Origin of the sequence: Enterobacter sp. NFIX58 (genome assembly GCF_900110475.1) — a bacterium.
In the GTDB taxonomy this organism is placed as follows: domain Bacteria; phylum Pseudomonadota; class Gammaproteobacteria; order Enterobacterales; family Enterobacteriaceae; genus Enterobacter; species Enterobacter quasiroggenkampii.
The window spans coordinates 800,685-823,573 of the sequence record NZ_FODW01000001.1 but is presented as its reverse complement, the minus strand read 5'-3'; the positions used below and the strand labels follow the sequence as shown (position 1 = coordinate 823,573).

21 protein-coding genes are annotated in these 22,889 nt (G+C 58.0%); 6 read left to right on the top strand and 15 right to left on the bottom strand.

Going from position 1 to position 22,889, the window contains the following annotated elements; translation table 11 throughout:
* Window positions 1-123 precede the first annotated feature (123 nt).
* The 5 genes from puuE to puuD all read right to left on the bottom strand — a co-directional run bounded on the left by puuE (window position 124) and on the right by puuD (window position 5,697).
* On the bottom strand, window positions 124-1,395 hold the full coding sequence (gene puuE / locus BMW97_RS03980; RefSeq protein WP_045910378.1) for a 4-aminobutyrate transaminase: 1,272 nt from the start codon (window positions 1,393-1,395) through the stop codon (window positions 124-126).
* A gap of 26 nt (window positions 1,396-1,421) precedes the next feature.
* Window positions 1,422-2,702, bottom strand: coding sequence for an NAD(P)/FAD-dependent oxidoreductase (locus BMW97_RS03975; RefSeq protein WP_045910379.1), 1,281 nt, complete (start codon window positions 2,700-2,702; stop codon window positions 1,422-1,424).
* Window positions 2,699-4,192, bottom strand: coding sequence for an aldehyde dehydrogenase PuuC (gene puuC, locus BMW97_RS03970; RefSeq protein WP_045910380.1), 1,494 nt, complete (start codon window positions 4,190-4,192; stop codon window positions 2,699-2,701). The genes BMW97_RS03975 and puuC overlap by 4 nt, the downstream gene beginning before the upstream one ends.
* A 157-nt stretch (window positions 4,193-4,349) precedes the next feature.
* Window positions 4,350-4,907, bottom strand: coding sequence for an HTH-type transcriptional regulator PuuR (gene puuR / locus BMW97_RS03965; protein ID WP_008502454.1), 558 nt, complete (start codon window positions 4,905-4,907; stop codon window positions 4,350-4,352).
* Window positions 4,908-4,932: 25 nt separating this feature from the next.
* A complete protein-coding gene (puuD, locus tag BMW97_RS03960; RefSeq protein ID WP_045910614.1) occupies window positions 4,933-5,697 on the bottom strand; it encodes a gamma-glutamyl-gamma-aminobutyrate hydrolase in 765 nt (254 codons plus the stop codon).
* Window positions 5,698-5,910: 213 nt separating this feature from the next.
* On the opposite strand from puuD, the gene BMW97_RS03955 reads away from it, so the two are divergent.
* Both BMW97_RS03955 and BMW97_RS03945 read left to right on the top strand, forming a co-directional pair.
* Entirely contained in the window at window positions 5,911-7,329 is a 1,419-nt protein-coding gene (locus BMW97_RS03955) for a glutamine synthetase family protein (protein WP_008502452.1), read from the top strand.
* A 356-nt stretch (window positions 7,330-7,685) separates the two neighbouring features.
* A complete protein-coding gene (locus tag BMW97_RS03945) occupies window positions 7,686-9,077 on the top strand; it encodes an APC family permease (RefSeq protein ID WP_008502450.1) in 1,392 nt (463 codons plus the stop codon).
* Between the two features lie 63 nt (window positions 9,078-9,140).
* Here the strand turns inward: BMW97_RS03945 and BMW97_RS03940 are convergent, their stop codons facing one another.
* Window positions 9,141-10,394, bottom strand: coding sequence for an MFS transporter (locus tag BMW97_RS03940; RefSeq protein ID WP_045910382.1), 1,254 nt, complete (start codon window positions 10,392-10,394; stop codon window positions 9,141-9,143).
* Window positions 10,395-10,515: 121 nt separating this feature from the next.
* Between BMW97_RS03940 and BMW97_RS03935 the strand changes: the two genes are divergently transcribed.
* From BMW97_RS03935 to bioD, 3 genes are all read left to right on the top strand, one after another.
* Window positions 10,516-11,448, top strand: a complete 933-nt coding sequence (locus tag BMW97_RS03935) for a LysR family transcriptional regulator (RefSeq protein WP_045910383.1) — start codon at window positions 10,516-10,518, stop codon at window positions 11,446-11,448.
* Window positions 11,449-11,542: 94 nt separating this feature from the next.
* Complete coding sequence (gene mlc / locus BMW97_RS03930; protein ID WP_045910384.1) at window positions 11,543-12,763, top strand: sugar metabolism global transcriptional regulator Mlc; 1,221 nt, start codon at window positions 11,543-11,545, stop codon at window positions 12,761-12,763.
* Window positions 12,764-12,893: 130 nt separating this feature from the next.
* Window positions 12,894-13,589 (top strand): dethiobiotin synthase, encoded by a 696-nt coding sequence (gene bioD / locus BMW97_RS03925; protein WP_045910385.1) that lies wholly within the window; start codon window positions 12,894-12,896, stop codon window positions 13,587-13,589.
* On the opposite strand, the gene clcB is transcribed toward bioD, so the two are convergent.
* From clcB to BMW97_RS03895, 6 genes are all read right to left on the bottom strand, one after another.
* Window positions 13,524-14,834 carry a voltage-gated ClC-type chloride channel ClcB gene (gene clcB / locus BMW97_RS03920; protein WP_065365952.1) on the bottom strand — a complete coding sequence of 437 codons (1,311 nt, stop codon included), beginning with the start codon at window positions 14,832-14,834 and terminating at the stop codon, window positions 13,524-13,526. The two genes, bioD and clcB, sit on opposite strands and share 66 nt — an antisense overlap.
* A 102-nt stretch (window positions 14,835-14,936) precedes the next feature.
* The gene (gene osmV, locus BMW97_RS03915) at window positions 14,937-16,085 is read right to left on the bottom strand and encodes an osmoprotectant ABC transporter ATP-binding protein OsmV (protein WP_045353850.1); all 1,149 of its coding nucleotides are present in this window, start codon (window positions 16,083-16,085) and stop codon (window positions 14,937-14,939) included.
* Window positions 16,085-16,732: an osmoprotectant ABC transporter permease OsmW gene (osmW, locus tag BMW97_RS03910; protein ID WP_014169860.1), complete on the bottom strand. Its 648-nt coding sequence runs from the start codon at window positions 16,730-16,732 to the stop codon at window positions 16,085-16,087. The genes osmV and osmW overlap by 1 nt, the downstream gene beginning before the upstream one ends.
* Before the next feature lie 8 nt (window positions 16,733-16,740).
* Window positions 16,741-17,640: an osmoprotectant ABC transporter substrate-binding protein OsmX gene (gene osmX, locus BMW97_RS03905; RefSeq protein WP_090392550.1), complete on the bottom strand. Its 900-nt coding sequence runs from the start codon at window positions 17,638-17,640 to the stop codon at window positions 16,741-16,743.
* 18 nt (window positions 17,641-17,658) lie between these two features.
* Window positions 17,659-18,369, bottom strand: a complete 711-nt coding sequence (osmY, locus tag BMW97_RS03900) for an osmoprotectant ABC transporter permease OsmY (protein WP_045910388.1) — start codon at window positions 18,367-18,369, stop codon at window positions 17,659-17,661.
* A 276-nt stretch (window positions 18,370-18,645) separates the two neighbouring features.
* On the bottom strand, window positions 18,646-19,593 hold the full coding sequence (locus tag BMW97_RS03895; protein WP_045910389.1) for an NAD-dependent epimerase/dehydratase family protein: 948 nt from the start codon (window positions 19,591-19,593) through the stop codon (window positions 18,646-18,648).
* Window positions 19,594-19,684: 91 nt separating this feature from the next.
* Between BMW97_RS03895 and BMW97_RS03890 the strand changes: the two genes are divergently transcribed.
* Entirely contained in the window at window positions 19,685-20,134 is a 450-nt protein-coding gene (locus BMW97_RS03890) for a MerR family transcriptional regulator (protein WP_045910390.1), read from the top strand.
* On the opposite strand, the gene BMW97_RS03885 is transcribed toward BMW97_RS03890, so the two are convergent.
* The 3 genes from BMW97_RS03885 to BMW97_RS03875 all read right to left on the bottom strand — a co-directional run bounded on the left by BMW97_RS03885 (window position 20,084) and on the right by BMW97_RS03875 (window position 22,872).
* On the bottom strand, window positions 20,084-20,821 hold the full coding sequence (locus BMW97_RS03885; protein ID WP_045910391.1) for a YoaK family protein: 738 nt from the start codon (window positions 20,819-20,821) through the stop codon (window positions 20,084-20,086). The two genes, BMW97_RS03890 and BMW97_RS03885, sit on opposite strands and share 51 nt — an antisense overlap.
* 158 nt (window positions 20,822-20,979) lie before the next feature.
* Entirely contained in the window at window positions 20,980-21,603 is a 624-nt protein-coding gene (locus tag BMW97_RS03880; RefSeq protein ID WP_045910392.1) for a glutathione S-transferase family protein, read from the bottom strand.
* An 84-nt stretch (window positions 21,604-21,687) separates the two neighbouring features.
* Window positions 21,688-22,872 (bottom strand): MFS transporter, encoded by a 1,185-nt coding sequence (locus tag BMW97_RS03875; RefSeq protein WP_045910393.1) that lies wholly within the window; start codon window positions 22,870-22,872, stop codon window positions 21,688-21,690.
* Window positions 22,873-22,889 lie beyond the last annotated feature (17 nt).

Genomic DNA, 22,889 nt, shown 5'->3' with positions numbered 1-22,889 from the left:
TTTCAGGGAGCATACAATGAAACAGACCAAATTCCCCAACATTTCCCACGCGGAGGAAATCTGTGCAGATCTCCTCCGTTGAAACCGTCCCCGGCATTCCGGGAGACGGTTTTCGGTGGGCACTCAGGACTTATCGCGCATAACCTGTTGCAGGATCGCCAGCGCCTGGTTGAACTGGGCATCCGGAATGGTCAGCGGATAAAGGAAGCGGATCACGTTGCCGTACTGGCCGCAGATCAATAACAGCAGGCCCTGAGCGAGCGCCTTTTGCTGGATCGCCTGCGCGATGGCGGCTGAAGGTTCACGGCTCTCGGGATCAAAAAACTCCGCCGCGATCATCGATCCTCTTCCCCTTATCGCCACGAGCGCAGGGAAGGTGCCCTGAATCTCCTCCAGCGTGGCTTTCAGCCGATCGCCCAGCTGACGGGCGCGCGCGCACAGCGACTCGTTGTCGATAATCTTCAGCACCGCGTGCGCGGCGGCCACCGCAAGCGGGTTGCCGGCATAGGTTCCCCCCAGGCCGCCGGGAGCCGGCGCATCCATGATTTCGGCGCGACCCACCACGCCGGACAGCGGCATTCCGCCTGCCAGGCTTTTAGCCATCGTCATCAGGTCGGGTTTGTCCGAGTAGTGTTCCATGGCAAACAGCTTACCCGTACGGGCGAAGCCGCTCTGCACTTCGTCGGCGATCATCACGATCCCGTGCTCATCACAGATGCGGCGGATGGCGGCCACCAGCTCTGGCGGGGCGACGTTGAATCCGCCTTCACCCTGAATGGGTTCAAAAATAATCGCCGCCACCTGTTTCGCCTCAATATCTGCTTTGAACAGGCGTTCTATCGCCGTGATGGCATCCTGCGTCGTGATGCCGTGCAGCTCGGAGGGATACGGCACGTGATAAACCGACCCCGGGAAGGGACCAAATCCGAGCTTGTAAGGCGCGACCTTGCCGGTTAACGCCATGGTCATATAGGTTCGGCCGTGAAAACCGCCCCCGAAGGCAATCACACCCGGTCTGCCGGTGTGGGCCCGGGCGATTTTAATGGCATTTTCCACCGCCTCCGCGCCCGTTGTGAAGAACGCCGTTTTGGCCGGGCTCTGCACCGGGGCCAGCTCGTTAAGTTTTTCGGCTAATGAAACGTAGCTTTCATACGGCACAATCTGGTAGGCCGTGTGGGTGAACTGGTGAAGCTGTTTTTCCACCGCGGCCACCAGTTCAGGATGTCGATGGCCGGTATTCAGTACCGCGATCCCGGCGGCGAAATCAATATAGTCGTTGCCTTCCACGTCGGTAAGCGTGGCATTCTCCGCCGAGCGGGCAAAGAAATTACACATTACGCCAACGCCGCGCGGGGTGGCAGAAAGTCTGCGCTGATGAAATTCCTGGTTACTCATATCAGATACCCTTTTATCGAAAACGATCATACGCCAAGACGATCGCGCAGGCTGTAATACGCCGCGCCCATCGCCGTGAATGGAATCCGCAGGCTGCGACCGCCCGGGAAGGGGTAGTGCGGAAGATTAGCAAACGCATCAAAGCGCTCAGCGTCACCGCGCAACAGTTCCGAGATCAGCCGTCCGGCCAGGTGGGTGCAGGTCACGCCGTGGCCGCTGTAGCCCTGCATGTAATAGATGTTTTTATCCAGACGACCAAACTGCGGCATACGCGACAGGGTCAGCAGGAAGTTGCCCGTCCAGCGGTAGTCGATTTTGACGCCTGCCAGCTGAGGGAAGGTTTTGAGCAGCTTTGGCATCACCAGGCGCTCGACATCGTCCGGATCGCGCGCGCCATAGACGACGCCACCACCGTACAGCAGGCGGTTGTCGGCGGTGAGACGGTAGTAATCCAGCAGGTAGTTACAATCTTCCACGCAGTAGTTATTGGGGATCAGCGTGCGGGCGACCTCTTCCGGCAGCGGGGCGGTGGTCACCACCTGGGTGCCGCAGGGCATGCTGCGTTTTGCCAGTTCCGGTTCGATCTTATCGCCCAGATAAGCATTCCCGGCGACGATCACGTAGCGGGCCGTCACCTGGCCATGCTGCGTGCTCACCACGGCCGGGCTGGTGTGCTGAATGGCGGTCACCGGGGACTGTTCAAATACCCGCCCGCCGTTCAGGCGAATGGCGTCCGCTTCGCCGATCGCCAGGTTCAGCGGATGAATATGCCCCCCGCTGCGGTCCAGCAGCGCGCCGGTATAGCGTTCGCTGTCGACTTCCCGGCGGATGGCGCTGGCGTCCAGCAACTCGAGCTGCGTGTTGCCGTAGCGTTCCCAGTTGGCTTTTTGCTCCTCCAGTGTCTCCAGTTGCTTATGGTTTAGCGCCACAAACAGCCCGCCAGGACGATAGTCGCACTGGATCTGATAGCGCTGGATTCGCTCCCGAATGATTTCCCCGCCTTCAAACATCATGCTCCCGAGCATTCTGGCGGCATCGGGCCCGTAGTTTTTCTCGATCACGTCGATATCGCGGCTGTAGGAGTTAACCAGCTGGCCGCCGTTGCGTCCGCTGGCGCCGAAGCCGATGCGCGCTCCTTCAAGGAGCACCACGTCATAGCCCATTTCGGCGAGATGCAGCGCGGAGGAGAGGCCGGTATAGCCGCCGCCCACCACGCACACGTCACAGCTGATCGACTCGTTAAGCGTCGGGAAAGGTTCGTACGCGTTCGCGCTGGCCGCGTAGTAGCTGGTGGTATGTTCGGTCATGATTGAGGCTCCAGGGCAATCCAGATGGTTTTCAGTTCGGTAAATTTTTCCAGCGCGTGCAGGGACTTATCGCGACCGTTGCCGCTCTGCTTATAGCCGCCAAAGGGAACGGTCATATCACCGTCGTTATAGTTATTGACGAAAACCGAGCCTGCCTTCAGGCGGCGGCTCATGCGGTGCGCCCGGGAGAGATCGCGGGTCCATACCGCCGCGCCAAGCCCGTATTCACTGTCGTTGGCCAGCGTTAAGGCGTCCTCTTCGGTTTTAAAACGGGTGACGACCAGCACCGGCCCGAAAATTTCTTCCCGGCACAGCGGGGAGGCGGGGTCGAGGTCGACAAAAATGGTTGGACCGACTGCGGAAGGCCATGATTGTTCCCGCCCGTCCAGCAGCAGCGAGCCTTTCCGGGTTCCCTCGCGAATAAACGTGTGGACGGTATCGGTGTGCGCAGCGTCGATGAGCATGCCCATCGTGCTGTCGGGGTCGAGCGGATCGCCCGGCTGCCAGTGACGGGCCTGCGCTTTCAGCTTGGTCAGGAATTCATCGGCGATGCTCTCTTCGAGCAGCAGGCGGGTACCGGCGATACAGACTTGCCCCTGGTTGTAAAAAATCCCGGCGGCGGTCGCGCTCACGGCCTTGTCCAGGTCCGGACAGTCGGCAAAGATAATGTTGGCGCTCTTGCCGCCAGCCTCCAGCCAGACGCGCTTCATGTTGCTTTCTCCCGCGTCCTTCAACAGCTGCTTGCCGGTACGGGTAGAGCCGGTAAACGTCAGCACCTCTACCTCCGGGTGCAGTGCCAGCGCCTGGCCCGCTTCGTGGCCGTAACCGCTTATCACATTCAGCACGCCGTCCGGCAGGCCCGCCTCTTTCGCCAGCCCGGCCAGCCGCAGGGCGGTAAGCGGTGATTTCTCCGACGGTTTCAATACCACGCTATTGCCCGCGATCAGCGCCGGGCCCAGCTTCCAGCAGGCCAGCAGCAGCGGGAAGTTCCAGGGGACGATGGCCGCAACAACCCCGATGGGCTCGCGCACGATCATCGCCAGCTCGCCCGGCCCCGTAGGCGCCACTTCGCCGTAGACTTTATCCGCTGCTTCGGCGTACCAGCGAATGGCGCGCGCCGCGCCGGGAATATCGTCGCGCAGGCTGTGGCGGATGGGTTTACCGGTGTCCAGCGTTTCCAGTAAGGCCAGCTCTTCGCTATGGCGTTCCATTAAATCGGCGAGCGTATTTAGCACGGCCTTGCGCTGCGCCGGAGACGCCTGCGACCAGTCACCGCGCTCAAATACCTCACGCGCGGCCTGAACCGCGCGGTCCACGTCCGCCTGCTTGCCCCGTGCGACGTTCGCCAGCGTCTGCTGGGTCGCGGGATTGACGGTTTCAAACGTGGTGTTATCGGCGGCGTCACAATAGGCGCCGTTAATAAATAACCGGGTCTCAATGGCGCTGTTTTTTGCTTTATCCTGCCAGTAAGTCAGGTGCTGAAAATGCATATTCACTCCTTTCTTTCGCAATCAGATAAATAAAGGCATGGCCGTTTCAGGCAATACGAAGCCGTGGGGCATCCCGGGAATTAACCCGTTAAATGCCGACAGCGATCGTTTTTATGTGTCCCGGCGTAAGCGCGCTTACGCCGGGACTGAGTGGTAATTAGAACGTGGTGGGAGTGTGGGCACTGATAATGCGGCAGATGCCTGCCGAGGTGTTGCTGAAGCTGTGCGGTATGCCGGTATTGATGGCATAGCTCTGCCCCGCAACCAGGTGATATTGCTGGCCATTAATGGTCAACAATATTTCACCTTCCAGTATCGTACCGATCTCCTCACCCTGGTGTTTGATCCTCTCTCCGGTCGTGGTTCCAGGCTGGTAAGTTTCAAAAATCATCGCCAGCGTACGGTTCGGATTTCCGTTATGAACCAGCTTCATCGAAACCCCCTGACTGCCTATTTCGATAAGGTCTTCCTGATTAATAACCACCTGCGGTTCATCAGGTTTTTCCGGTTCCGAAAAGAATTCCGAGAGCGACAGCCCATAAACTTTCAGCAGCTTCTGTAGCGTACTGATGGCAGGACTGACTTTGTCCTGCTCAATGGTGCTGATGGCACTGTGTGTTAACCCAGACAGTTCGGCGGCACGCCGCTGCGAGAGACCCAGCTGTTGGCGGATCTCAGACAGACGTTTCCCTGGCGCCAGTCCGTCATCGCTCATAGTTGCATTTCCTTTACGGTAGTGGTCAAAGCCGCTGCTTCTCAGCAATGTGGCTTTGACAGGCGGTGATAAAACCTTCAAACAACATACGTGACAGGGCGTACTCGCTGCTGTTCCATTCGGGGTGCCATTGCACACCGAGGGCAAAAGGGTGGTCATGAACGCTGACCGCCTCGACCAGCCCATCCGTCGAGCGGGCCTCCACGCGAAGCCGTGGTCCTAACGTCCGTGCACCTTGCCCGTGTAACGAGTTTACCCAAAATGTGTTACAGCCTGGTATTAATTGAGACAGCAGTCCTCCCTCCTGAACCTGAACTTCATGAGACGGGGCGTATTGTAGCTCAACCGGCAGTTCAGGATCTTCCCGGTGCTCAAGCAGGTCGTTCTGCTCGAACAGGCGGCGATACAGCGTCCCTCCCGTTGCAACAACCAGTTCCTGCAGCCCCCGGCAGATGGCGAAAATGGGGATGCGCCTTTCGAGCGCGGCGGCAATCAGCGCCATACTCAGAAGATCTCGCCCGGGATCGGCGTTAGGCTCATCGCCGTTTTCACCATAAAGGTGCGGCTGCACATTACTTGGGCTGCCCGGCAGGTAAATCCCGTCCAGGGTTGGGAGCAGAGCGGTAAGGAGCTCTGGCTCTGCCAGCGCATGCGGTAAAGCAATCGGTAAGCCTCCCGCGTTAATAATGGCATTCAGGTACTTTTCTTGCAGGGTCTGGGTCTCATGACCCTTAAGCCTGTTTCTACACATCACCACGCCAATAACTGGCTTGTTCATTATATTTTCCATGATCGCCCTCACAAAGTGGACTAAATTTAGGCCATTATCGCCTGCAAAACGGCCTTTTCGTTCAATATTTTCTCAATCTAGCAACGGGATCTGCCTTTTGCAAACTTAATTTAACATTTGACAAACAATTTATTTGCATACAGATTCGATAGGGTGGACATTATATTTGACAGTCCAGAGCAGCGAACGCAAATCCAAAAACGGTGGTAAATCATGGAAACCAATATCGTAGAAGTTGAGAACTTTGTGCAGCACACGGATGAGAGGCGGGGCAGCGCCTTTACGCAGGAAGTGAAGCGCTATTTAGAAAAGTATCCTGACACCCAGTTTATTGATGTCCTCCTGACCGACCTGAACGGCTGTTTTCGCGGCAAACGCATCCCGGTTGCCGGACTGAGCAAGCTTGAAAAAGGCTGCTATTTCCCGGCATCGGTTTTCGCCATGGACATTCTGGGTAACGTCGTGGAAGAGGCGGGCCTGGGGCAGGAGCTCGGCGAGCCGGACTGCATCTGCGTGCCGGTACCGGGCACCCTGACACCGTCCGCCGCCGACCCGGAATACATTGGTCAGGTGCAGCTCACCATGGTCGATGAAGATGGCGCTCCCTTTGACGTTGAGCCGCGGAACGTACTCAACCGACTCTGGCAGCAGCTGCGCCAGCGCGGTCTGTTCCCCGTGGTAGCGGTAGAGCTGGAGTTCTATTTACTTGACCGTAAACGCGATGCCGACGGCTATCTGCAGCCACCCTGCGCGCCGGGCACCGACGTACGCAACACGCAGAGTCAGGTCTACTCGGTTGATAATCTTAACCATTTTGCTGACGTGCTGAACGACATTGACGAACTGGCGCAGCTGCAGCTGATCCCCGCTGACGGGGCAGTGGCTGAGGCCTCCCCGGGCCAGTTTGAGATAAACCTGCACCATACGGAAAACGTGCTCGATGCCTGCGACGATGCGCTGGCGCTAAAACGTCTTGTCAGGCAGATGGCGGAAAAACATAAGATGCACGCCACGTTTATGGCAAAGCCGTATGAAGAGCATGCGGGCAGCGGGATGCATATCCACATCAGCATGCAAAACAACCGAGGCGAAAACGTGCTCGCAGACGCCAACGGCGAGGATTCCGCACTGCTGAAACGCGCGCTGGCCGGGATGATCGATCTGATGCCTGCGTCCATGGCGCTGCTGGCACCGAACGTCAACTCCTACCGTCGTTTCCAGCCGGGAATGTACGTGCCGACGCAGGCGTCATGGGGACACAATAATCGCACCGTTGCCCTGCGTATCCCCTGCGGCGATCGCCATAACCATCGGGTCGAGTACCGGGTGGCGGGCGCTGACGCGAATCCGTATCTGGTGATGGCGGCGATTTTTGCCGGTATTTTACATGGCCTGGATAACGATTTACCCCTGCAGGAAGAAGTGGAAGGCAATGGTCTGGAGCAGGACGGACTGCCGTTCCCAATTCGTCAGAGCGATGCGCTGTGGGAATTTATGCAAAACGATAGCCTTCGCGAGCGGCTGGGCGAACGTTTCTGCCACGTCTATCACGCCTGCAAAAATGATGAATTACTGCAGTTTGAACGCCTGATTACCGAAACTGAAATTGAGTGGATGCTCAAAAACGCCTGATGACGTGCCCCGGTAAGGGGCCGCTTTGTTTCATCTCATACGTATCACCAAACGGCCTGCGCGGAGCCTGGCCTAACTGTTTGCTGGCACGCCAGCTATCTCCCGGGAGTCGCGTTATGGAGCGCAGGCGGCACAGGGATTTTCTTAACGACACTGTGTGACGAGGTAGGAAATGATGCAGATGTTCAACTATCCGCAGGGCGAAGGGGGCCAGTCAGGCGCCTGCTGTGAGTGCGAGCCAGAGACGGTGCGCTGGTACGATCGCGTGTGTTCTTTACAACTTCCCCCTTTGCTAAGCAGGTTTGCGTTAAGGACAGCGCGATTGCAAACCACGGTAAGCATGGGGGGGATGGTTTATGGCGACTAACACCTCTCTTGACTCGCCGCGCATGGCCGGAAGAACCCGGCTGCGCAGTTCCCTCAAGCTCTGGCAGGTTGTCATGATGGGGCTGGCTTACCTCACTCCTATGACCGTGTTTGATACCTTCGGCATTGTGTCCGGTATCAGCAACGGCCACGTGCCCGCCTCGTATCTCCTGGCGCTGGCTGGCGTCATGTTTACCGCCATCAGCTACGGCAAACTGGTACGGCAGTTCCCGGAAGCGGGCTCTGCGTATACCTACACGCAGAAATCGATCGGCCCCCACTTAGGCTTTATGGTCGGCTGGTCATCGCTGCTGGACTATCTCTTCCTGCCGATGATTAACGTGCTGCTGGCGAAGATCTACCTTTCCGCGTTGTTCCCTGAAGTTCCGCCGTGGGTCTGGGTGGTGGGGTTTGTGACGATCCTGACGCTGGCGAACCTGAAGAGCGTGAATCTGGTCGCCAACTTCAACACCCTGTTTGTGCTGGTGCAGATCGCCATCATGGTGGTGTTTGTCATCCTCGTGGTGCACGGACTGCATAAGGGGGAGGGCGTCGGCACCGTCTGGTCGCTCCAGCCGTTTATCAGCGAGAACGCTCACCTGATCCCGATTATTACCGGTGCGACTATCGTCTGCTTCTCTTTCCTCGGCTTTGACGCGGTCACCACGCTGTCGGAAGAGACGCCAAACGCGGCGCGGGTGATCCCCAAAGCCATTTTCCTCACCGCTTTGTATGGCGGGCTGATATTCATTGTTGCCTCGTTTTTCATGCAACTCTTTTTCCCGACGATCGCCCGCTTCAAGAACCCGGACGCCGCGCTGCCGGAAATCGCGCTGTACGTGGGCGGCAAGCTTTTCCAGTCGGTGTTTCTGTGTACCACGTTTGTGAATACGCTCGCTTCAGGCCTGGCCTCGCACGCCAGCGTCTCGCGCTTACTGTATGTGATGGGACGTGACAACGTCTTTCCGGAGCGGGTGTTTGGCTACGTGCATCCGAAATGGCGTACGCCGGCCCTGAACGTCATTATGGTTGGGATAGTGGCGCTGTCGGCCCTGTACTTTGATCTCGTGACCGCGACGGCGCTGATCAACTTTGGCGCGCTGGTGGCGTTTACGTTTGTTAATCTCTCGGTGTACAACCATTTCTGGCGGCGTAAGGGGCTGAACAAAACGTGGAAAGATCGGTTCCACTATCTCCTGCTGCCGCTCATTGGTGCCGTCACGGTCGGCGTGCTGTGGATAAACCTCGAAGCGACGTCCCTGACGCTTGGCCTCATCTGGGCGGCACTGGGGATCCTTTACCTGACATGGCTCACGCGCCGTTTCCGAAAACCGCCTCCGCAGTTTGAAGCCGGTAAGATAGAACAGGCCTGGGATTCCTGAACGAAAAACGGCACCAGTACGCTGGTGCCGTTTTTAGGGAAACGGACATCCCCCGCGAGCATATTATTTCAGACGTTTATGAAGACTTGCGCCCACCAGCAGTGCGGCACAGAGCATCAGCGCGATAAACCCGCCCACGCCGTTCCAGCCGTAGTTATGCCAGAAGACGCCGCCGAGCGTCCCGGCGATGCTGGACCCCAGGTAATAGCTAAACAGATAAAGAGACGATGCCTGACCTTTGGCGCGACGCGCGCGCGGGCCAATCCAGCTGCTGGCGACCGAGTGGGCCGCGAAGAACCCCGCAGAAAAGAGCAGCATGCCGGCAAAAATCAGCCACAGGGAGGAGAAGAGCGTCAGCAGCAGGCCGACCAGCATCACCGCCGTGAAGAACAGCATGACCGGGCCGCGTCCATAGCGGGCGGTCATCGCCCCGGCCTTTGGTGAACTCCACGTACCGGTCAAATAAGCCACCGAGAGTAAACCGACAATAGCCTGGTTCAGATGCCACGGTGAGAGCATCAGGCGATAGCCAATATAGTTAAACAGCGTGACGAAGGCGCCCATTAGCAGGAAGCCGGTCAGGAACAGGCGCGGCAGCCCCTTGTCGCGCCAGTGCAGACGGAAGTTGATAAACAGCGTTTTCGGGCGCAGCGATGTCGGGCGGAAATGACGCGATTCCGGCAGAATTTTCCAGAACATCAGGGCAGATGCCAGCGCGAAACAGCCGATGACCGCCAGCGCAATCCGCCAGCTAAAGAAGTCCGTGAATACCCCACTCAGCAGACGTCCGCTCATCCCGCCAATCGAGTTCCCGCTGATGTAAAGCCCCATAGAGAAGGCAACAAAGCTCGGGTGGATCTCTTCGCTGAGATAGGTCATCCCGACCGCCGCCACGCCGCTGAGCGAGAGCCCGATCAGCGCGCGCATCACCAGAATGCCGTGCCAGCTGGTCATCATGGTCGAGAGTAGCGTACAGACCGAAGCCAGCATCAGCGCGGTTACCATCACCGGTTTACGCCCAATGGCGTCGGAAAGAGGGCCGGTAAAGAGCAGGCCAATCGCCAGCATGCCGGTAGAAATGGAGAGTGAAACGCTGCTGCTAGCAGGCGATACGCCAAACTCATGGGAGAGCACGGGCAGGATCGGCTGAACGCAATAGAGCAGGGCGAAGGTGGCCAGACCGGCGGAAAAGAGCGCCAGCGTGACGCGCATAAATTGGGGAGTACCACGTTTAATGAACTGAACCGGCTGCGATGTTGCAGGTAAATCATTGATATCGCTTGCCGGATCGATATCAATGGCAGTTGTACGACTCACACAGTTTCCTTGCTTAAACATCCCCGTGATTTCTGGTGACGGGTATGACCACCTCTTCAGGGTAGGAAAATGTAAATATTCTGTCTAATATATTAATAATCTCAAATGATACGTTAGAAATATGAATATCGAGCTGCGTCATCTCCGCTACTTTGTCGCCGTCGCCGAAGAGCTGCATTTTGGCCGCGCGGCGGCACGGCTGAATATCTCTCAACCACCGTTAAGCCAGCAGATTCAGATCCTGGAGCAGCAGGTCGGCGCGCGCCTGCTGGCCCGCACCAACCGTAGCGTGAGCCTGACGGCGGCGGGCAAGCAATTTCTCATCGACAGCCGACAAATTCTGAGCATGGTTGAGGACGCCGCCGCTCGGGCAGAACGGCTGTATCTCGGGGAAGCCGGAGAGTTGCGCATTGGGTTTACCTCGTCCGCGCCGTTTATCAGCGCCGTCTCGGAAACGCTGTCGTCATTCCGCCGCCATTTCCCGGATGTTCATATTCAGACGCGCGAGATCAATACCCGCGAGCAGATTGCGCCGCTAAATGAAGGTTCGCTGGATTTGGGGCTGATGCGTAATACCCAACTGCCGGACTCGCTGGCGTGGGAGGTGATCCTGCGCGAGCCGCTGATGGCCATGATCCCACACGATCACCCGCTGGCGTCGCGTCCGACGGTGTCGCTGGCAGAGCTGGCAAAAGAGCCGTTTGTCTTTTTTGATCCGCAGGTCGGAACGGGTCTGTATGACGATATCCTGGGGCTGATGCGCCGCTACGATCTTGCCCCGGTCATTACCCAGGAAGTCGGGGAGGCGATGACCATTATCGGGCTGGTCGCCGCCGGGCTGGGCGTCTCTATTCTTCCGGCCTCCTTTAAAAGGGTACAATTGCGCGAAATGCGCTGGGTGACCATCGCCGAAGAGGATGCCGTTTCAGAGATGTGGCTGGTCTGGGCAAAACATCGCGAACAGAGCCATGCCGCACAGCGCTTCAAACAGCAGTTGATGAACGCCTCCGCCGGGGGGCATTTTCAGGGAAAAGTGGGCAAAAATGTGCAGTAAATCACATGGCTAAGTAAATATTTGACGGCAGCCATGCAAGTGCTTCACCATAGCCAACAGTTTATTTCGAAGCTCGAAAATAAGGGAGTACGAGGTGGTCGCTGATAGTCAGCCAGGGCACATTGATCAGATTAAGCAGACCAACGCTGGCGCGGTATATCGCCTGATCGATCAGCTTGGTCCGGTTTCGCGTATCGATCTTTCGCGCCTGGCACAGCTGGCACCCGCCAGTATCACCAAGATTGTCCGCGAGATGCTGGAAGCGCACCTGGTTCAGGAGACGGAAATTCAGGAGCCGGGCAGCCGTGGCCGTCCGGCAGTCGGGCTGGTGGTGGAGACGGAAGCCTGGCACTACCTGTCGCTGCGCATCAGCCGCGGCGAGATCTTCCTTGCGCTGCGCGATCTGAGCAGCAAGCTGGTGGTAGAGGACCGTCTTGAACTGCCGCTCAACGCCGAGGAATCGCTCCTCGAGGCGATTGTCTCGCACATCGATCGCTTCTTTATCCGCCATCAGCAGCGGCTTGAACGCTTAACGGCGATTGCCATCACCATGCCGGGCATTATTGATACCGAAAATGGTATTGTCCACCGCATGCCGTTTTATGACGATGTCAAAGAGATGCCGCTGGGAGAGGTGCTGAAAAACCATACCGGCGTGCCGGTCTACATTCAGCATGACATCAGCGCCTGGACGATGGCGGAGGCGCTCTTCGGCGCGTCCCGCGGCGCGCGGGATGTGATTCAGGTGGTTATCGATCATAACGTCGGGGCGGGGGTGATCACCGACGGACGTCTTCTCCACGCCGGAAGCAGCAGCCTGGTGGAAATTGGCCACACCCAGGTCGACCCGTACGGCAAGCGCTGCTACTGCGGCAACCACGGCTGTCTGGAGACCATTGCCAGCGTGGAAAGCGTGCTGGAGCTGGCGCAGGTCAGGCTCAGCCAGTCCATGAGCTCCTCGCTGCACGGACAGCCCTTAACGGTGGATTCTCTCTGCGCCGCCGCGCGTCAGGGCGATCTGCTGGCGAAGGACATTATTACCGGGGTGGGGAATAACGTTGGCCGCATTCTGGCGATTATGGTGAACCTCTTCAACCCGCAAAAAATCCTCATTGGCTCACCGCTCAGCCAGGCGGCGGAGATCCTCTTCCCGGCGATTACGGCCTGTATTCAGCAGCAGTCGCTTCCCGCCTACAGCCGGAATATTGCGGTAGAAAGCACCCAGTTTTCCAATCAGGGCACGATGGCAGGCGCGGCGCTGGTCAAAGATGCCATGTATAATGGCTCGCTGTTGATCCGCCTGTTACAGGGTTAACTCTTTTCCGCAGATGTAAGAAAAATTGCGCTATCTCAAGCCGGGTAGCGCACGCATCCCGTAGACTTCCTCCACTGAATTATTTACCTGGTTTATATTTTCGAAGCATACCCAAGAGGTGGAGTGAGTCATGCTTAAGCGTTTCTTTGTTACTGGTACTGATACCTCTGTCGGCAAGACCGTCGTATCCCGCGCATTGCTGCAGGCGCTGGCAGCAAGCGGTAAACGCGTGGCAGGGTACAAACCGGTCGCAAAAGGGAGTAAAGAGACGCCAGAGGGATTGCGTAATAAAGACGCCCTGGTGCTGCAAAGCGTCTCGTCACTGGAGTTGCCTTATCATGCGGTCAATCCCATCGCGTTAAGCGAAGAGGAGAGCAGCGTGGCGCACAGCGGCCTGATTAACTATCCCCTGTTGTCCGACGGCCTGGCGAACCTGAGCGAGAAGGTGGATCACGTGGTGGTCGAAGGGACGGGCGGCTGGCGCAGCCTGATGAACGACCTGCGCCCGCTGTCGGAATGGGTGGTCCAGGAACAGCTTCCGGTGGTGATGGTGGTGGGGATCCAGGAAGGGTGCATCAACCACGCGCTGCTGACGGCGCAGGCGATTGCCAATGACGGCCTGCCGCTGATGGGCTGGGTGGCCAACCGCATCAACCCGGGCCTCGCGCACTATGCGGAGATCATCGACGTGCTGAGCGCTAAACTGCCCGGACCGCTGGTGGGTGAGCTGCCTTATCTGCCTCGCGCCGAGCAGCGCGAACTAGCGCAGTACATCGATCTCTCTGCCCTCGGTGGCGTGTTGACCGTAGACAGAGTCGTGGCGTAACGTCCGCGACAGCACGGATGCCAGCACGCAGGCGACCAGCAAACCGGGCAGTAAAAAATACCGTCCGGTCATTTCACAGACCATCAGCGCCGACATAATGGGCGCATGCGTGGTCGCGGCGAGTAGTGTCGCCATCCCTGCCAGCCCCAGCAAAATTGCCGTCTCAGAACCCGGCAGCCACAGCGCGAAAAGCTGCGCGAACAGCATACCCGTTGCCATACCGACAAACAGCGTCGGCGTGAACACCCCGCCCGGCGCGCCCGACCCGCTGCTCGCCAGTACTGCCAGCAATTTACAGATAAAGACGCCCGCAATGACCGACAGCAGCGGCGGCGCGAGCAGAAAAGCCTGCACCACGCTGTAGCCGTTCCCCCATACCTTCGGCGTCAGAAGAGACAGCAGCCCGACGATCGCACCGCCGAGCGCCAGTTGCCACGGCGGCGAAAGTTTGAGGCGCAGGAAAAGACCGTGGCTGAACGCCATCAGCCACATCAGCAGTGGCCCGCAGAGACCCGCCACCAGCCCCATCGCGACCAGCAGGGCATAATCGGCCGCGGTGAGGATGCCGCTCAGGTGGACCGCGTAGAGCGTGCCGGCACCCGGTGCCAGAAGCTGCGTGGTGAGAAGCGCCACTACCGCCGCGATAACCACGGGCCCGAGCGAGGCCAGCATCAGGGTGCCAAACAGAATCTCCGCAATGAAAAGGCTTCCGGCTAACGGAGCATGGTAGGCGCTGGCCATCCCGGCCGCGGCGCCGCAGGCGATCCATAACTTCCATTCAGATTTGGGCGTAAAGCGCCGGGCAAAAAAGGAGGCGGCGAGGGCGGCAAGCAGGATCATCGCCCCTTCACGCCCGATGGCGCTTCCGCTGGCGACGACCAGCAGTGAGGCAAGGGATTTCACCAGGCTGGCGCCGTAATCAAACTGGCCGTCGCCGGTCTCCAGCGCTTCCATATAATCGGTAGGGGCATGAGGCCGCTGGGCGGTCAGCCGTTGCCATCCCCATAGCAACAGCCCGGCAGCCAGCCCGCCCAGCGCGGGCGTCAGCGCGCGCCGCCAGGGTGAGAGCGAGGCGGCGGCATTCACCAGGCTGCCGCTGTCGTTGCTGAGAAGCAGCCACTCCAGCAGGTACATGCTGTGGCGGAATACTGCAACGGCCAGCGCGGCCAGCACGCCGGTGACGGTGGCAATCAGCAGTCGGCGAAACATCGCGCGGATGTCGGGGTACGTATGAAGACGTTGCATGAGTCGCGAGTAAACGGGGACGATACAATATTGTGGCGGCAAATCGCGGGGTTAGCAAAAGGTATGCGTGCGAAAAAGCCGGGCGATGCCCGGCCAGAAAGGTTAGCTGTCGCTATGAATATTCAGTGCCCGACGCGTACGCCCTGAACTGAGATACTCGGCAATATAGTCCTGAGAAATCTCGCCGTTGTAGCGACCGTCCTCATCCACGATCGGCATCCAGCTGGTGTTGCTCTCATACAGGCGTGACAGGACCACACGCAGGTTGTCTTCCGCTTTGCCGGTCATGCGGAACGGATGCAGGATGTCGGCGCAGGTTCCGCTGGCGTTACGCGCTTCGCGACGCTTCACAAAGCCCAGCGGTTTGCCGTGCTCGTCAACTACGGTAATCGCGCGAATATCGTTATCATCCATGGTCGCAAAGGCTTCAGGGAGCGGAGTAGAGCCCCGCACCGTAATGGTCGGTTGCTGGTCGGTGACATCGCCCGCCGAGACCAGCAGCAGGCGCTTCAGCGTGCGGTCCTGACCGACAAACGAGCCGACAAACTCGTTCGCCGGTTTCGCCAGCAGTTCATCCGGGCTGGCGCACTGCACGATTTTCCCCTGACGGAACACCGCAATACGGTCGCCGAGCTTCAGGGCTTCGTCGATATCGTGGCTGACCAGCATGACGGTTTTTTTCAGCTTGCGCTGCATCTCCAGGAACTGGTTCTGGATCACCTCGCGGTTGATCGGGTCCACCGCGCCGAAGGGTTCATCCATCAGCAGCACCGGAGGGTCCGCCGCCAGGGCGCGGATCACGCCGATGCGCTGCTGCTGGCCGCCGGACATCTCACGCGGATAGCGATTCAGGAACTTATGCGGATCCAGCGCCACCATATCCATCAGCTCTTCGGCGCGGGTTTTGCAGCGCGCTTTATCCCAGCCCAGCATGCGCGGCACGACGGTAATGTTCTCTTCGATGGTCATGTTCGGGAACAGGCCAATCTGCTGGATCACGTAGCCGATGTTGCGGCGCAGGGTGACGGTGTCCATCCCGCTGGTGTCTTCGCCGTTAATCAGGATCGTCCCGCTGCTGGGTGTAATAAGACGGTTAATCATCTTCAGGGTGGTGGTTTTCCCGCAGCCGGACGGGCCGAGCAGGACGCACATTTCCCCTTCGGGTACGTTCAGGTTGACGTTGTCGACGGCCTTAAAGGTCTGGCCGTGCTTCTGTGAAAAGTGTTTGGTGAGGTTTTCCAGTTTTATCATTATCGAATCCCCTTTGGAGTCAGAACCACCTGCAGACGGTGCAGCAGCCAGTCGAGCACAATCGCTAAAAGACAAATCATCAGCGCGCCCGCGATCAACATGCGGATATCACTTCCGCCGATGCCGTTGAGCAGCAGCAGGCCCAGACCGCCCGCACCGATCACCGCGGCGATCGCCATCACGCCGATGTTCATCACCACGGCGGTGCGGATCCCGCCGAAAATCACCGGCAGCGCCATCGGGATTTCGACCCAGCGCAGGCGCTGCCAGAAGGTCATGCCGATACCGCGTCCGGCTTCACGCAGGCCAGGCGGCAGGCTGTCGAGCGCCGTATGGGTGTTACGCACAATCGGCAGCAGCGAGTAGAGAAACACCGCCGTGATCGCGGGCAGGGCGCCAATCCCCTGACCGATCAGCGAAAACAGCGGGATCATCAGGCCAAACAGCGCAATGGACGGAATGGTCAGCACGATGGTGGCAATCCCCAGCACCGGCGTTGCCAGCCACTTGTGGCGAACAATCAGAATGCCGAGCGGTACGCCGATGAGAATGGCTAAGCCCACGGCCAGCGCCACCAGCCACAGATGCTGCAGCGTCAGGGTTAACAGGTAGTCCCAGTTGTCCAGAATGTAGTGAATCGTCTCCATAGCGCCTCCTACAGCAGCTGTTTGCTACGCAGGAAATCACGGGCGACCTGCTGCGGTGACTGATGGTCGATATCAACCTTCTTGTTCAGTTCGGTGATAACGTCGTTGTTGAGCTGGGCAGAGAGGGTGTTCAGCGCCTCTTCCAGGCCCGGATTGGCCTCCAGCGTGTCCTTGCGGACCACCGGGGTGACCGCATAGCTCGGGAAGAAGCCTTTATCATCTTCCAGCACCTTGAGGTCGAAGCCTTTCACGCGCCCGTCGGTGGTATAAATCAGCCCGGCGTCGACGAAGCCGTCGCGCACCGCGTTATAGACCAGGCCGGGGTCCATCTGACGGATCTGCGGGCGGTCCAGGTCCATCTTATAGGCGGCCTGAAGCGGCTTCATGCCGTCGCTACGTCCGGCAAATTCCAGGTCTAAGCCCAGCAGCCAGTTTTTGTCCGGGTTGGTTTTACGGATCTGCTCAATCTTCGCCACCATGTCCGACATGGTGTTGATATGTTCCGCCTCGGCGCGCTTGCGCTGCATGGCAAACGCATAGGTGTTGTTCATGTCGGCGGGCTTGACCCAGACCAGACCGTGCTTCGCGTCCAGACGTTTCACCGTCTCGTAAGACTCCTCTGGCGACATGCGCTTGTTGATGTGGTTAAAGATAATTAATGACGTGCCGGTGTACTCCCAGGTCATGTCAATCTGCTTGTTGATCATCGCGTTACGGGAAATCACCGTGGCGATATTGGTTTGCGGCTGAACCTGGAATCCTTTCTTTTGCAGGTACTGCACGGTCATCGCCGAGAGAATATGCTGCTCGGTAAAGCTCTTGGTTGCCAGAATCAGCGGGGCCGCCATCGCCTGGCTGGTGAACAGCACCGCTGCACACAGTGCCGTCAGGCCGGAAAACAGTCTCATAAAAGCTCCTTGTTATTGTTATCGAGCGAGATGGGGACTCATCACGCGACCCAGCGCCGCCAGCAGGGTATCGAGGATCAGTGCGAACAGGGCGGTAGCCGCCGCGCCGAGGATCAGGGTCGGGAAATCGTTCAGATAAATGCCGGGGAAAATCAGCTCGCCGTAGCTGCTGGCACCAATCAGGAACGCCAGCGGTGCGGTACCGACGTTAATGGCGGTGGCGATGCGGATCCCCGAGAGCATTACCGGCCAGGCGGCAGGCAGCTCAACCTGGCGCAGACGCTGCCATTTGGTCATCCCGATGCCGTTTGCCGCTTCCAGCAGCGACGGCGGGACCGAGCACAGCCCGGCATAGGTATTACGCACGATCGGCAACAGCGAGGCGAGGAACAGGGCGATGATGGCGGGCGTATCGCCGATGCCGATCACCACCATCGCCAGGGCTAGCACGGCCAGCGGTGGCAGCGTATTGCCGACGTTGAAGATTTGCATCACATATTCAGCGATACCCCGCGCGGCCGGGCGGCTCAGCAGAATGCCAGCCGGAATACCCACCAGCAGGGCAAAGAACATTGATGAGAAAACCAGAATCATATGCTGTTGCCCGAGATAGATCAGGTCAACCTGTCGCGCTCTGAGGGTCTCCAGCCCGATCCCCCAGACGAGGAGGGCGAGAACCACGATAATGGCGCCGACAAACAGCAGCGAAAGTTTGAGTAATGGGTGCATTGCGGTGTGTCTCCCTGTGCGCATGCGTTATAGCAACCACCGGTTGCCTGTTGTTATGCCATGTTTCGGCAGGGGTAGATGACCTATAGCAAGCGTTTGGGAAGGGTTCCAGCGAAGGGGGAAAATCAGTAACCCTATGAAACTAGTGGCAACCTGAGGTCAGGCCTTATGGCGTAAGGCCTGATTGTGGGGCGGGCAGAATAGTCCTAAAGAAGAGATTTGAATGTGACGTTGTCACGAATAATACACCGCATTCCCGGTGACGCGGCGCCGTAATTACGCTGCACCGGGCTCTTTTGATTTCCACTCTTGCCAGATGTTCTCGAGTCCCTTCCGGTATGACGTAACGGTGAACGCAGGGAAATGCTCTTTAAACTTCGTCGAATCAAACAGGTTGTCAGCCTCGTACCGGGGCAACAGCTCGCGCATTTCGCGCGCGCCTTGCGAAAACAGCGCCGTCGCGGCGAAGGCCAACTTGCCGAGGACGGAGTAGTCCGCTGGCTGTCCAAAGACCTCACAGGCGAGAGTGACGAACTGCTGGTACGTCAGCCTTTCATCGCAGCAGGGCAAGTGCCACGTCTGCCCGTAGGCCTCAGGAGTATTGCCCAGCAGAGCGAGCGCGCGACTGGCATCCGGCGTCCAGATGAGGGTGCGAAGCGTGTCGTCACGCACCGGAACGCGCGGACGCTTATGCTGCTTCAGCCTGTCGATAATGAGCGTATTGGTGAAGCTCTGCGTTTTCTCAGGCCCGTAAAACTCCGGCGCCCGACCGATGAGGACGGGAATGTCGCCCCGTTGCATTTCGTCAAGCACCCGGTTTGCCATCAGGGCGCGCACGTGGCCTTTCCGCCCCCGGGGCGCAAAGCGCGTCTCTTCGGTTTGCGGCACGTTACTCTGGGGGTACATATAGGTGTTGTCGAAATAAACGAATTTTGCCCCCGCCTTACGCGTGGCCTCCAGGGCATTGTCCAGCATGGTCGGAAAATGACGCTCCCACAGCGCGGAATCAGGCGGCAGACCGGCGGTAAAATAGACCGTATCGCTACCGTTAATCGCCACCTGCGTCTGCTGCGCATCCAGGAGATCGGCTGCAACCGTGCTATCGCTGGCGTTTACTTTCTGCGGATGGCGGCTGACCAGCCTGATTTCGTCGGTATATTCGCGTTTAAGCTCGCGGGCAAGTTCACGGGCAATTTGCCCGCTGGCGCCCAGAATAGTGTGCATTTTAGCTCCTGATGAGATGACGATCCGGTTGACCGCATAAAAAGTTTAAGCTTAAAGTTAACTTTAAGGTCAATATGCCAGAGCGGACGAAATGAAAATTGGCGAGCTGTCGAAAATGACGGGAATTACCCCGTCGCGCATTCGTTTTTATGAGGCGGAAGGCTTACTGCCGCGACCCGTCAGGCAGGGGAACGGGTACCGTACCTATTCCGCTGATGCGGTTGCGCTGCTGAACATTATCGACAATGCACAACGGACCGGGTTCACCCTTGAGCAAATACGGCGCTTCTTGCCGCAGCCGCAACAGCGCTGGGATCATGAGGGGCTGATCCAGTCCCTGAAGACACGCATTGCTGAAATAGAGGCGATGCAGAAGCAGCTGGAGGAAAACCGAAGGGAGCTGCTGGACCTGGTCACGAGTATCACCCACAGGCCGGAGGGCATCACCTGTGATGACAACATGCAGCGCCTGCTGGGGCAGTTGCAACCCTCAGACGCCAGCGCGAACCCGTCGAACCCGCGACGAGACGGTGATAATTGAGACGGTGGCGACAACCGCGAGCATCAACCCCAGCGCCAGCATGGCGTTGAAGCCAATCCATCTGAACAGCAGCAGCCCCGCAATACCGCCCGTAATGAACGAAAACAGGGTGGTTAAGTGGGTTTTTAGCTGACTTTTTTGCGCCGCCGTATCTTTGGAGTAATCCCGGCGCAGCATCGCCACCATTACGGAGGCCAGGGAAATCCCCGCGTCCGTTAGCGTGCCGGTAATGTGCGTTGATCTTACCCGTCCGCCAGAAAGCTGCGTGGAGGTGGAATTATGAATGCCCATCAGAAAGCAGAGAAAAAGAATAATTTCGCGATTGCTGGTGAGCGCATAGAAATACATTTCGTAGAAGGAAACGCCGGTCAGTAATATCCCCTCGACAAAAAGGATCTGGCAAAAAACCAGCCTGACGTTATGGATAATACCCCATATGACGATCGTGCGCGCAATAATGGCGCCAGCCACAAAAGAGAGAATTATCGAGCCGAAGAAAATAATATCGCTCAGATCGGTAGAAGAAACTTCGCTGGATAATTGTGAGGTGTTGCCGGTCATGTGTGAGGGGAAAAAGCCAAATGCCCCGAGGGCGATGGCGTTCAGCAAACCTGCTGAGGTCGCCAGCCAGAGAGCAAGCCGGCGATCCTCCTGATGCGTTCGTTCTTTCTTGAGTTTAATCAGCAAGAATACCTCCGGGTTGAGCTTTGCCTGACTATTCAGGCTAGCAAAGCGGTGCAACGGGCTGTCCAGGATATGGCTTAATTATTATTCCCTCTGACGACAATCAGGGTTTCGTAATTAAAAAAACAGCCTCGTTGCGGTATTCATTCAGGCATTAAGTTTTACACCATGCCGTTATTGCCGTGACGCAAAAATGCCGGACGCTGGTTAAGACGCTCGAACCAGGCCTCAATGGCGGGCACGTCTGGCTTATCAAACGGCGTCATTTTCCAGCGATTCACCGACAGCCCAAGCACCACGTCAGCGAGGGTAAACGTCTCGCCCGCCGCAAAGGCCCCGGTGCGCTGCAGCTGTTGTTCCAGAATGGTGATGCAGTGGTTCCACTCCTTGATTCCTGCCGCAATACGCTCGGGGTCGTTAAAGGCCGGGTTTTTACGCCCCAGCGCCGGGAAGACATAGCGCCAGGCGTTGTTAAATTCAGTGGCCTGCCAGTCCATCCAGCGCTCTACGTTGGCACAGGCCTGCGGTTCTGCGGGCAGCAGATCGTGACGTTCGGCCTTGCGCGCCAGATAACGGCAGATGGAATTGGACTCCCACAACACGAAATCACCATCAATCAACACCGGCACCATGGCGTTGGGGTTCAGGGCGCGGAAGGCATCCGTTTCCGTTGAGGCGAAACCGCTGCCGTAATCTTCCTGTTGATACGCGATGCCCGCTTCTTCGCAGGTCCAGAGCACTTTACGAACGTTGATGGAGGTGGTTTTGCCGAGAATGGTGATCATTGCGCAGGTGTCCTTTAATGGATGTTATTGTTTAAAAACAATACACGAACGGTGAAGAAAAGCGTCAAAAAATCATCCGGCGCGTTATTTGTGAAGACGCGAAAGCAGAAACGTTAGCGCTGCCGCAAAGAGGAGCACTATGCCACTCAATGCAAACGTGCTCTGCCAGCTATAACGATCGAACGCTATACCGCCCGCCGTTGAGCCGAGCGCAATGGCGAGCTGGATCACCGCAACCATCAGTCCACCGCCGGCTTCAGCATCCTTCGGCAGCGTTCGCGCAATCCACGTCCACCACCCCGTCGGTGCTGATGTTGCCAGCATCCCCCATAGGCCTGATAACAGGGCCACAATCCACACGTTATGCCCGGCGAGAATCAACGCGACTGCGATGGCCGCCATCAGTAGAGGGATCGCGATCAGCGTTATGTAAAACGCGGCATTAAGCACCAGGGCAACGAAAAGGGTGCCCACAAAACCTGCAACGCCTATGGTGAGCAAAATCAGCGACAGCCCGGCTCCGCTCACCCGGGTGACGGTTTCAAGGAACGGGCGCAGATAGGTAAACAGCGCAAACTGCCCCATAAAGAACAGGCCGCAGGCCAGCAGACCAACGGAAACGGCAGGCTGGCGGAATAACCGAAAAACACTTCCTCGTGATGTACCGTTTTTACGCGCGTTCATGTCAGGCAGGCTTAAACACTGCCAGATGAACGCGACTATCGCCACGGGCACCAGACAAAGAAATGCGCCGCGCCAGCCAATAGTGGCCCCAAGATAGCTGCCAAGCGGGGCGGCCACCACCGTTGCCAGCGCGTTACCGCCGTTGAAAATGGCCAGCGCGCGCGCAACCTTATGCGGCGGAACAAGGCGAATGGCCGTTGCGGCAGACATGGACCAGAACCCGCCTATAGCGATACCGATCAGCGCGCGGCCTGTCATGTAAACCAGATAGTTTGGGGCGAAAGCGATAATCATCCCCGAGAGCGCCATCAGGAGCGTCATGCCCAGAAGAAGGTGTTTGCGGTTTATATTCCCGGCAAGCCGGGAAAGGAAGAGGCTGGTCAGCACCGCCAGCGCGCCGGAAATCGCGATCCCCTGGCCAGCGAGACCCTCCGTAACGCCCAAATCTCTGGCAAGGGGAGTAAGCAGGCTGACGGGCATAAATTCCGAGGCAATCAGGACAAATACGCACAGGGTCATGGCAAAAACGCCACTCCAGTGTGCATGCTCTGTGTTCTGTGATGTGGTGCGGCTCAGTGTAGACATAGTCAGATTTCACAAAG